9 protein-coding genes and 1 pseudogene are annotated in these 10,782 nt (G+C 73.1%); 6 read left to right on the top strand and 4 right to left on the bottom strand.

Going from position 1 to position 10,782, the window contains the following annotated elements; all coding sequences use genetic code 11:
* The first annotated feature begins 102 nt into the window (after positions 1-102).
* Entirely contained in the window at positions 103-1,449 is a 1,347-nt protein-coding gene (locus I5E_RS04225) for a hypothetical protein (RefSeq protein WP_022905896.1), read from the top strand.
* 67 nt (positions 1,450-1,516) lie between these two features.
* On the opposite strand, the gene I5E_RS04220 is transcribed toward I5E_RS04225, so the two are convergent.
* Positions 1,517-2,749 (bottom strand): D-alanyl-D-alanine carboxypeptidase family protein, encoded by a 1,233-nt coding sequence (locus I5E_RS04220; protein WP_187290452.1) that lies wholly within the window; start codon positions 2,747-2,749, stop codon positions 1,517-1,519.
* A gap of 244 nt (positions 2,750-2,993) precedes the next feature.
* The gene (locus I5E_RS04215; RefSeq protein WP_022905894.1) at positions 2,994-3,821 is read right to left on the bottom strand and encodes a TrmH family RNA methyltransferase; all 828 of its coding nucleotides are present in this window, start codon (positions 3,819-3,821) and stop codon (positions 2,994-2,996) included.
* 107 nt (positions 3,822-3,928) lie between these two features.
* On the opposite strand from I5E_RS04215, the gene I5E_RS04210 reads away from it, so the two are divergent.
* The 3 genes from I5E_RS04210 to I5E_RS04200 all read left to right on the top strand — a co-directional run bounded on the left by I5E_RS04210 (position 3,929) and on the right by I5E_RS04200 (position 6,240).
* On the top strand, positions 3,929-4,783 hold the full coding sequence (locus I5E_RS04210; RefSeq protein WP_022905893.1) for a Sir2 family NAD-dependent protein deacetylase: 855 nt from the start codon (positions 3,929-3,931) through the stop codon (positions 4,781-4,783).
* A 7-nt stretch (positions 4,784-4,790) separates the two neighbouring features.
* Positions 4,791-5,429: a histidine phosphatase family protein gene (locus I5E_RS04205; RefSeq protein WP_022905892.1), complete on the top strand. Its 639-nt coding sequence runs from the start codon at positions 4,791-4,793 to the stop codon at positions 5,427-5,429.
* Positions 5,430-5,490: 61 nt separating this feature from the next.
* Positions 5,491-6,240 (top strand): hypothetical protein, encoded by a 750-nt coding sequence (locus I5E_RS04200; protein ID WP_022905891.1) that lies wholly within the window; start codon positions 5,491-5,493, stop codon positions 6,238-6,240.
* Between the two features lie 107 nt (positions 6,241-6,347).
* Here I5E_RS04200 and I5E_RS04195 read toward each other — a convergent pair whose 3' ends face one another.
* Together I5E_RS04195 and I5E_RS21150 are read right to left on the bottom strand one after the other, a co-directional pair.
* The gene (locus tag I5E_RS04195) at positions 6,348-7,427 is read right to left on the bottom strand and encodes a glycosyltransferase family 4 protein (RefSeq protein ID WP_031261496.1); all 1,080 of its coding nucleotides are present in this window, start codon (positions 7,425-7,427) and stop codon (positions 6,348-6,350) included.
* Positions 7,428-7,432: 5 nt separating this feature from the next.
* Entirely contained in the window at positions 7,433-8,125 is a 693-nt protein-coding gene (locus I5E_RS21150; RefSeq protein ID WP_307157921.1) for an alpha/beta fold hydrolase, read from the bottom strand.
* A gap of 571 nt (positions 8,126-8,696) precedes the next feature.
* Here I5E_RS21150 and treS point away from each other — a divergent pair.
* Both treS and I5E_RS26735 read left to right on the top strand, forming a co-directional pair.
* Positions 8,697-10,412, top strand: a complete 1,716-nt coding sequence (gene treS / locus I5E_RS04185) for a maltose alpha-D-glucosyltransferase (RefSeq protein WP_031261495.1) — start codon at positions 8,697-8,699, stop codon at positions 10,410-10,412.
* A 210-nt stretch (positions 10,413-10,622) separates the two neighbouring features.
* Positions 10,623-10,782 (top strand): annotated as a pseudogene (locus I5E_RS26735) (3'-5' exonuclease); the annotation flags it as partial.

The following is a 10,782-nucleotide window of genomic DNA, read 5'->3' as shown; positions in this document are numbered from 1 at the left end:
CCGGGACGAGCCTGAGAGGCACGGCATCCGGGTCACGGCCGCCGTCCACGCTCCTGCGCCATGATCCCCCGGTACGACTGCACCACAGCACGAGGGGGCCCGATGACGGCAGCGGTCCGCCCGGGGCGGGTGTCGGCGGCGGTGCCCGCGCGGTGGACGGTGCCCGCGCTGTCGGCGGTGCTCGTCGCCGTCGCCACGGCCGTGCTCGCATGGGTCCGCATCGGCGCCCCAGCCCGCGGCGTCGCCTGGGCCGAGGACTCCGGGCGATTCCTCACCGACCGGCTCGCCCTCGGCCCGGTCCGGTCCGTCTGGCACCCGTACGACGGGTACCTGCACGTCCTGCCCCGCCTCGTCGTCGACGCCGCCGTCGCGACCGGGCGCATCGACCTGTACGCCCTGACGGTCTCGGCGCTGTCGTGCGCGGTCCTCGGCGCGGTCTGCGGCACGGTCTTCGCGCTCGCCCGCGACGTCGTGCGGTCCTGGACGCTGCGCGTCCTGCTCGCGGTCGTCCCGGCGGTGATCCCCCTCGCACCCGTCGAGATCGCCGGCACCGCGGCGAACCTGCACTGGTACCTGCTGTTCGCGGCGCCCTGGCTCCTCGCCCACCGTCCGCGGAGCTGGTGGGCGGCCGGTGCCACCGCCGCGGCCGTCGGCGTCGTGACGACGAGCGAGATCCAGGCGGCCGTGTTCCTCCCGCTGCTCCTGATCGGCCGTCGGCAGGTGCGCGTGCTGCCCGTCGCCGCGACCGCGGTGCTCGGTGTCGCGGCGCAGGCCACCGCGGCCCTGACGCACCCCCGTTCCGCGACGCACCAGGGTGGGATCACCTCGTTCCGGGACATGACCGCCGGGTTCCTCGCGCAGGTCGTCGGCGGCAGCTGGGACGCCGACGTCCGCGCAGTGGGTGCCTCCGTCGCAGCGCACGGCTGGTGGGTCGTCGCCGTGCCCGCGGCGCTCCTCGTCGCCGCCGTGGTGACCGCGCTCGTGCGGGCACCCTGGCCGTCCAGGTGGATGCTCCTCGCCACCACGGTCGGCGCCGGCCTCGTCTGGTACGCGGCACTGATCGTGAACCGGACGCCCGGCACCACGTGGTCGACGTTCACCCCGTCGGACTGGGCGGACACCGAGCCCCTGCGCTACGCGGCGGCGGCGTCGATGTTCCTCGTCGCGGCCGTGGTCCTCGCCGCCGACGTCCTGCTCGCCCGCGGGCGGTGGCCCTGGCGTGCGGCCGGCGGGGCGCTCGTCGTCGTGACGGTCGCCGCCCTCGTCGCCGGGAGCGGAGCGACACCGCTCCGCGCGGACGGCCCCGTGTGGGCCGCCCAGGTCGAGCACCGTGCGGCCCACTGCGCCGCGCACCCCGGGGACACCGTCCGGATCGGCGGGATGCCACGGCTCGCCGGGTGGGACGCGGTCGTACCCTGCTCGATGATCGAGCACGCCGTCGGGCGCTGAGCCGGTCGAGCGCGCCGTCGGCCCGACGCTCGTCAGGCGCGCCGTCGGGCGCTGCGCCCGTCGGTCGTCAGGCGCCCTGGAACGGGTTCGTCCACCGCCACCAGACGCCCGGGTCGTCGATCGACCGCTCGAGCACGAGCGGGACCGTCACCGCGTCGTGGTCGGTGATCGTGAACCGGACCCGGCCGACCCGCTCCCCCTTCGTGCCGAGCGTGATCCGGTCGAGGTGCGTCGACGCGGACACCGTCGTCCTCCCCCAGACGAGCACCTCGGCCGCCCGGCCGGACACCGCGTCGGCCTCGTCCTGCCACGGCGTCGAGAAGGTCCCGAACGTCTGGCCGGCGTGGGTGAGCGTCACGACCTGGAAGTTGTCGGCGACCGACCGCAGCAGCCGTTGGACGTCGTCGTCGAGCGACTCGTGGTCGACGCCGCCGAGCATCGCCCCGACCACCGTCACCTGCCGGCCGCCCCGCTCGTAGGTCGCGGCGAACAGCAGGCACGCCCCGGCCTCGTCGAGCGTGCCGGTCTTGATGCCCTCCACGCCGTCGAGCCCGAGCAGCTTGTTCGAGTTCTCGATCGCTCCGGCACCGGGGACCGTGACCTGCTTCGTCCCGACGACCTCCTTCACCACCGGGTCGGCGAGGGCCAGCTGCCCGAGCGTGACGAGGTCGGTCGCGGTCGAGGTGTTGCCGGCGTCGAGGCCCGTCGGCTCGTGGATCGTGGTGTGGTCGAGTCCGTGCTCGTCGAGCCAGGTGTCCGCCGCGGAGCGGTACGCGTCCATCGACCCGAACGCCCACAGCGCCAGCGCACCGGCGTAGTTGTTCGCGGACTTCATGAGCATGACCTGGAGCGTCTGGTACTCCGACAGCCGCAGGCCGGCCGGCATCGGCGCGACCTCGCCGTTCACCGCGAGGTACTTCGCGTAGAGCGCCTGCATCCCCGGGCTGAACGTGATCGTCGGCCCGGACTCCCCCTGCTCCAGCGGCTTCGCGTCGAGGACGACGAGCGCCGTGACCACCTTCGAGATGCTCGCGATCGACCGTGGCTTCGTGTCGCCGCTCGTGCGGAGGCTCTCCGGGAAGTCGGTGGCCTCGACCGCGGTCGCGCCGTAGCCGGGGAACGTCAGGTCCGGCACCGACGACGTGGGCGCCGAGTAGGTCGTCGTCGAGGCGCTCGCCGGGGCGAACGGCACGACGGCCGCGGCCACGAGGTAGCCGACCGCCAGCACGAGCACGGCGACGACCGAGACGGTCACCGGCCTCCGGACGGCGGAACGGGGGCGGCGGACGACTCGTGACACGGGAACCGAGCGTACCGGGGGCGGGTCCCGCGTGGCTGCGAGGACGCGCGGACAGCGGGACGGCGGACGGGAGGCGCGGCTCGGCCCCGACACGGACGGTCGCGTCCGGCGGGACCCCGGTCCCGGCTCGTCGGTCACCCCGACGCGGTGCGGTGCCACGGGCGGCGGGACGGTGGAGGCGGGACGCGACCACCCGGTCCCCCGGCCCGACCGACGGGGACGAGCCGCGCCTCCTGGACGCGACTCAGGCGCGCTCGGCGGCGAGCCGCTGGGCGTGGGTGACCGCCCACAGGCCGACGGCGCTCGCCGCGGCGACGTTCAACGAGTCGACGCCGTGCGCCATCGGGATCCGCACCGTCGTGTCGGCCGAGGCGATCGCCGCGGGCGTGAGGCCCTGCCCCTCGGTGCCCATCACGAGCGCCACGCGCTCCGGCACGTCGGCGACGAAGGCGTCGAGGTCCACCGAGCGGTCCGTGAGCGCCATCGCGGCGAGGTGGAAGCCCTGCGCCCGGAGCTCCTCGCCGGCGGCCGGCCAGTCGCCGATGCGGGTCCAGGGGACCTGCAGCACGGTGCCCATGCTGACCCGGACGCTGCGGCGGTAGAGCGGGTCGGCGCAGCGCGGGCTGACGAGGACCGCGTCGGCCCCGAGGCCGGCGACGCTCCGGAAGACGGCGCCGACGTTGGTGTGGTCGACGATGTCCTCGAGCACGACCACGACCTTCGCGTCGCGCACCACGTCCGCGACGCTCGGCAGTTCCGGACGGTGCATCGCGGCGATGGCGCCACGGTGCATGCGGAACCCCGTGAGGTCCTCGAGCAGGTCGTCCGGACCGACGAACACCGGGCCGTCGTGGTCCGCGACGACCGGCAGGACGCTGTCGAGCCACTTCTCCTGCACGAGCACGCTGCGCGGGACGTGACCGGCCCGCACGGCGCGCTCGATGACGGTGTTCGACTCCGCGATGTAGAGCCCGCCCTCGGGCTCGGACACGCGGCGCAGGGCGACGTCGGTCAGCCGGGCGAAGTCGTCGAGACGGGGGTCGTCGAGGGAGTCGATGCGGACGGCGTGCACGGGGCTCGATTCGGTGTCGGGAGGGTGTCGCCCGCGACGCCGTGGGGCCTCGCACGGCGGGAGGGAAGTGACCGGGTCGGTCGGCTGTTGAGGGTACCGTGAACACGATGGCCACGAGCGAACCGACCAGCCCCCAAGGCGCGACCGCGTCCGCGCTCGACCTCGACCGCGCCGTCGAGCTCCTCGCGGGCAAGCGCATCGCGGTGCTCTCGGGCGCCGGGCTGAGCACCGACTCGGGCATCCCCGACTACCGCGGTGCCGGCCGCGTCGTCCGCAAGCCGATGACCTTCCAGGAGTTCCGCGCCGACCCAGCCAAGCGCCAGCGCTACTGGGCCGGCTCGCACCTCGGGTGGCGGACCTTCGCGGCGGCCCGTCCGAACCCCGGGCACCAGGCGCTCGCCGCGCTCGAACGCGACGGTGTCGTCACGGGCATCGTCACGCAGAACGTCGACGGACTGCACCTCCGCTCCGGGTCCCGGCGGGTCGTCGAGATCCACGGATCGATGGACCGTGCCGTCTGTCTCACCTGCGGGCAGGTGTTCTCGCGGGCCGACCTCGCGGCCGTGCTCGACCGCGACAACCCGTGGATCGACGAACCCGGGTCGGTGCAGCTCCAGCCCGACGGCGACGTCGAGATCACCGACGTCGACCGCTTCCGGGTGCCGGACTGCTCGGTGTGCGGCGGGGTGCTGAAGCCCGACGTGGTGTTCTTCGGCGAGTTCGTGCCGGCCGAGAAGTTCCGCGAGGCCGTCTCCATCGTCGCCGAGGCCGACGCACTGCTCGTCGTCGGCTCCTCGCTCACCGTGAACTCCGGCGTCCGACTGGTCGACCACGCCGCCCGCCGGAAGCACCCCGTCGTCATCGTCAACCGCGGTGCGACCCGGAGCGACGCGCGGGCCGCGGTCAAGATCGACGCGGGCACGACCGAGACCCTCGAAGCCCTCGCGGCGCGTCTGCGATGATCGAGCGGTGACGACGCTCCTGTACCTGGTCCGGCACGGCGAGACCGACTGGAACGCCGAACGGCGCATCCAGGGCTCGACGGACATCCCGCTCAACGACACCGGACGCAGGCAGGCACGCGCCACCGCGACCCTGCTCGGGCGACGCCGGTTCGACGCCGTCGTCGCATCCCCGCTGTCCCGAGCGTTCGAGACGGGTGCCGTCATCGCGGCCCACCTCGACCTGCCCGAGCCCTCGACGTACCCCGGACTCGCCGAGCGCTCCTACGGCGAGGCCGAGGGCCTGACCGACGACGAGGTCCGGGCGCGGTACCCGCACGATGACATCCCCGGCCGCGAGTCCCGCAGCGCGCTGCTCGCCCGGGTGACCGAGACGCTCGGCGAGATCGCGGTGCGGTTCGACGCGGGCCGCGTCGTCGTCGCCACGCACGGCGCCGTCATCCGCACCGTCGTCAACGCCGCGGCCCCGGGGACGGCCGACCGGCACAGCACCCCGATCCGGAACGGGTCGGTGCACTCCTTCCGGTGGGACCCCGAGCGCTTCCGTGCGGAGCTCGTCCGGTTCGACGACCCGATCGACGAGGTGTCCGACGCCGAGGGCCGCTCGGCGTTCGCGGACCAGAACCCCCTCGAGCGTCGGGCGTAGCCGGGGACACCGTACTAGGCTCCGATGCACTCGCAGACCCGAGCGTGTGAGGGGGGCTGACATGACCGTCGACGGATCCGGTGGTGGGGGCGCTCGGCCCGGACGGCCCCAGAGCCCCGAGACGGACGACCTCGACCGCGCGTTCGGTCCGGACACCGCATCGGTCCCGGTGCGCACGCCGCGGCAGCGGGTCGGACGCGGTGCGCTCGTGGGCCTCGGCGTGGTCGTCGCGGTCGGTGTGATCGCGGTCGTGCTCGTCACGATCGTCGGGAGCGTGCAGAACGGCGTCGGCGGGGTGTTCCCGCAGCCCGGGGCCGCCCTCGACCGGTTCGGCGGCGCAGCACGCGCACTCGACGGGGTCGAGGGGGTCCGCGACCACGAGCCGGAGAAGACCTCGTTCGCGAGCTACGACGTCGAGTCGACCGTCACGGTGACCCCGACCCTGTCCGACGAAGACCGCACCGCGGTCGTCGAGGGACTCCGCACCGCGACCGAGGACGCCAGCGGGAACGGCGTCCGGGTGTTCGCCGTCGCCGACCTCGGCGCACTCGAGGTCGGGATCTCGACCGACGCGAAGGTCACCCGGGAACGACTCGAGCTCGCCCGGCAGCTGGACGCCATCGGGGGTGTGTCCGCGGTCCGGTGCTCGTGGGGCGACGACGGCCCGTCGGACGACCCGGCGGATCAGACGATCACGGTCGAGACGATCGGTCGTGGTGCCGCACTCGGCGCCGTGGTGGCGAAGGCGACCGCGGAGGCGCACGCCGTGTTCCCCGGGGCGACGGTGACGGCGGTCCGTCCGTCCTCGTGACGGCGGTCCGTCCGTCCTCGTGACCGGTCGCGGGCGCGCACCGACCACGTGACCGGTCACGGGCGCGCACCGCCCGGATGACCGGCCGCGGGTGCGCACCGCCAGCGTCAGTCGGTCCCGCGGTCCTCGCGCCGGGCGACCGCCTGCTCCACCGCACGGACGACCTGCTCGGCCGACGACTCCCACCGGAACCGACCCGCCTGCGCGATCGACGCCCGTGACGCGTCGTCCCACCGCGCCTCGAGCCGGCGGACCGCGGCGGCGACCGCCGACGGCGACGTCGGGTCGAAGTACTCGGCGACGTCCCCGCCGATCTCACGGAAGATCGGGATGTCGCTGACCACCACCGGTGTGCCGACGCCCATCGCCTCGACGAGCGGGATGCCGAAGCCCTCGTCGTACGACGCCGTCGCCAGCGCGGTCGCCGACCGCAGCACGGACAGGTACTCGTCGTCCGAGGCGCCGTCGTGGAACACGATCGAACCGGCGGGCGCGAGCCGCTCCAGACGAGCGCGATCGGCGACGGACACGCGCGACATGCAGTGCAGCACCCAGTCCGCGCCGAGCAACGGCAGCGCGGCCGCCAGCGTCTCGACGTTCTTGTACGGCATGAACGAGCCCATGTAGACGAGGGACTTCTCGCGCGTGCCGCCGAGGCGCGGGGTCGCCGGGTCGGCGGCGTTGTACGCGACCGTGACGGGCCGCTTGGTCAGGTGGTGCTCGGCGATCAGGCCGGCGGTCGTCTCGGAGACCGTCACGACCCCGTCGGCACCGTTCAGGAGCACGCGTTGCGGCACCCAGCTGAGGTGGAAGGCACGCCAACCGAGCCGGAGCGGCCACGAGAACTCGCGCGGGGGCGTGCGGTTCCGGTAGTAGATGAGGTCGTGCAGCGTCAGCACGAGGGCGTACCGCCGGCCGCGCGAGCCCATGGTCTGCATGGGCGAGAACACGGCGTCGAGCCCCAGCCGGTTGACCGTCCGGGCGACGAACGGCTCGCCCGGCTCGGTCGGTGCCGGCAGGAGCTCCCACGGCAGGTCCGACGGCAGGGACTCGAGCTGTCGCTCGTCGTGCACGAGCAGGGTGTAGTCGTGCCGTTGCGGCAGGTGCGCGACGACACCGGCGGTGAACCGGCTGATGCCGTCGTGGCGCCCGATGCGGACGTACCGGCAGTCGATCCCGATGCGCAGCCGGGTCACGACGCCGCGCCGTCCGCCGCGGCCGACGACCGCGGCGCACGCTTCGTGCCCGACGGCCCGCCCTTGCGGCCCCGCTTCGGGGCGTCCGCCATCCGCCGCAGTACCGCGGACGCCGCGGCCCCCGGGGTCTCGTAGTGCACGAGGTGCCCGACGTCCGGCACGACGACGAGTTCGGCGTCGGGCAGTCGGGCGGCCAGGGCGCGCTGCTCGGGCACGGCGGTGATGTCGTCGCGTTCGGCCGCGATCATGAGCACCGGCACGCCGATGCGGTCGGCGTACTCGGACACGTCGTGGGTGACCGAGGTGCGGAACGCCTCGAGCACGCTCGTCCGGTTCGCGAAGGCCGAGAAGTACCGGTCGTGCTGGTCGTGGACCCACCGCCGGAGGTCGCGGTCGTGCGACTTCACCATCGCCAGGCTCATCACGCGGACGATGGCCGGGTTCCGGAGCAGCCCGAGGCCCAGCGGCTTCGGGAGCACCGCACCGGCGCGGTAGTACCCGATCGCGATCGCCGTGCCCACCGCCCGGGGGCCCTGCAGTGCCGGGGCGGCGATCGGGTTCACGAGCACGAGCAGCCGCGTCGCGAGCCCCGCGGCCACCGTCGCGGCGACCACGATCGACCCGAACGAGTGCCCGAGCACGACGGTGTCGGGGCCGAGGCCGAGTGCCGCGTGAAGCCCTGCAACCACGCGACGTAGGAGTCGATCTCGGAGACCGCCAGGGGGTCCGAGATGCCGAACCCGGCAGGGTCCGGCACGATCACGCGCACCCCGACGAGGTGCGCGGCGATCGTCTCGAGGCCGTGGTGGTCCCCGCGGAAGCCGTGCACCGCGAGGACGGTCTCGTCGGCGTCGGACGGCCCGTACTCCCAGTAGTGCGTGGTGCGGCCGTCGACCTGCACGGAGCGGTGGACGACCGGGGTGGCGGCCATCAGCGACTGGTACGGGGAGAGCACGGGCGGTTGCATCCGGGCCAGTCTACGAACGCGAGCCGGTGCGCCCGGGCTGCCCCACCCGGAATCGTGGACAACTCGCAGAGGCGACCCCGCTGTGGAGGACGGGACCACCCGCGAACCTGACCCGCCTGTGGAGGACCGGACCACCCGCGAACGCGACCCGTCCGTGGAGGACCGGACCACCCGCGAACGCGACCCGTCCGCGCGGGACGAGCCGCGCCTCCAGGCCCCTCCGAACGCACCCGGCCTGCCGGGTCGCTGCGATCTCCGGACAACTCCATGCGCCGCGGCCTAGCGTGTCCACGGTGACGTTCACCGCCCCGATCCAGCTCCCAGGCCTGACACTGGACCCGCAGTGGTACAAGCGCTCGGTGTTCTACGAGTGCATGATCCGTTCCTTCGTCGACTCGAACGGTGACGGCATCGGCGACATCCAGGGGGTGATCGGCAAGCTCGACTACCTGCAGTGGCTCGGCGTCGACGCACTGTGGCTCCCGCCGTTCTTCCAGTCGCCGATGCGCGACGGCGGCTACGACATCGCCGACTACAAGGCGATCCTGCCGGAGTTCGGCACCCTCGACGACTTCCGCGAACTCGTCACCAAGTCGCACGAACGCAACATGCGCATCGTCATCGACATGGTGATCAACCACACGAGCGACCAGCACGAGTGGTTCCAGCAGTCCCGCGAGGACCCGGACGGCCCCTACGGCGACTTCTACGTGTGGCGGGACACGGACACCGAGTACGAGAACATCCGGATCATCTTCGTGGACACCGAGGAGTCGAACTGGACGTTCGACCCGGTGCGCCGCCAGTTCTTCTTCCACCGGTTCTTCTCGCACCAGCCGGACCTCAACTTCGAGAACCCCGCCGTGGTCGAGGCCGTGTACGACGTCGTCCGGCACTGGCTCGATCTGGGCGTCGACGGGCTGCGGCTCGACGCCATCCCCTACCTGTTCGAGTCCGAGGACGGCAACGGCGAGGGCGAACCGGAGACGCACGAGTTCATCAAGAAGCTCCGCGCGATGGTGGACGACGAGTACCCCGGGCGCGTCCTGCTCGCCGAGGCGAACCAGTGGCCGCGCGAGACCGCCGCGTTCTTCGGCACCGACGAGGAGCCCGAGTGCCACATGGCGTTCGACTTCCCGGTGATGCCGCGCATCTTCTACTCACTCCGGGCGCAGCACGCGGCCGAGCTCAAGGCGATCCTGTCCGAGACGCTCGACGTGCCGTCCTCCGCTGCCTGGGGCGTGTTCCTCCGCAACCACGACGAACTCACGCTCGAGATGGTCAGCGAGGAGTACCGGCAGGCCATGTACGGCTGGTACGGCTACGACCCCCGCATGCGCTCGAACATCGGCATTCGTCGCCGCCTCGCTCCCCTGCTCGACAACTCCCGCGCCGAGCTCGAACTCATCCACGCGCTGCTGTTCTCGCTCCCGGGGTCGCCGTTCCTGTACTACGGCGACGAGATCGGGATGGGCGACAACATCTGGCTCCCGGACCGCGACTCCTCGCGCACGCCGATGCAGTGGACGCCGGACCGCAACGCCGGGTTCTCCACCGCGGACCCCGGCAAGCTCTACCTGCCGGTCGTCCAGTCGCTCGTCTACAACTACGCACAGGTCAACGTCGAGGCGCAGCTCGCCCAGTCCCGCTCGCTCCTGCACTGGGTCCGGAACGTCATCCACGTCCGGAAGGCGCACCCCGTGTTCGGCCTCGGCACCCTGGCCGTGCAGGACACCTCGAACGACTCGGTGCTCGCGTTCGTCCGGTCGTGGGAGGGCTCCGGCTCCGGCCACCAGTTCGGGCCCTCCGCCGAGGACGTCCTGTGCGTCTTCTCCTTCGCCACCAACCCGACGTCCGTCACGATCTCGGCGCCCGAGTACGCGGGGCGGCCGCTGTACGACCTGTTCGGCGGCGGGTCGTTCCCGTCGTTCGACGAGTCGGGCGAGGTGACGCTGACCATGGGGACGCAGTCGTTCTACTGGCTGCACGTGGGTGCGCCGGTCGGCTAGGAGCGTCCAGGAGGCGCGGGTCGGCCCCGGTAGGGCTGCCGCGCCCCCGCGCGGCTGCGCGGCTCGGTCGCGCCGCCCCCTGGTCGCGCGGCTCGGTCGCGCGGCGGTCCGGTCGGGCGACGGTCCGGTCGGGCGGTTCGGGAGGCGCGGGTCGGCACCGGTGGGCGGGTCGCGTCTCGGCGTGTCGGTGCGTCCGGTTAGCCTGACCGCGTGACGTTCCCCACAGCGCAGCTCGACTCCCCCGCTCCGACCCAGGACCTCTCGGGTCGCCCGTGGTGGCACGCGCTCGGCGTGTTCGACCTCGAGACCACCGGCGTCGACGTCGAGACCGCCCGGATCGTCACCGCCCACGTCGGGCCTGATCGACATG

Origin of the sequence: Curtobacterium sp. B18, assembly GCF_000333375.1 — a bacterium.
Lineage (GTDB): Bacteria > Actinomycetota > Actinomycetes > Actinomycetales > Microbacteriaceae > Curtobacterium.
The sequence above is the reverse complement of the archived record's forward strand: the minus strand, read 5'-3'. Positions and strand labels throughout refer to the sequence as shown.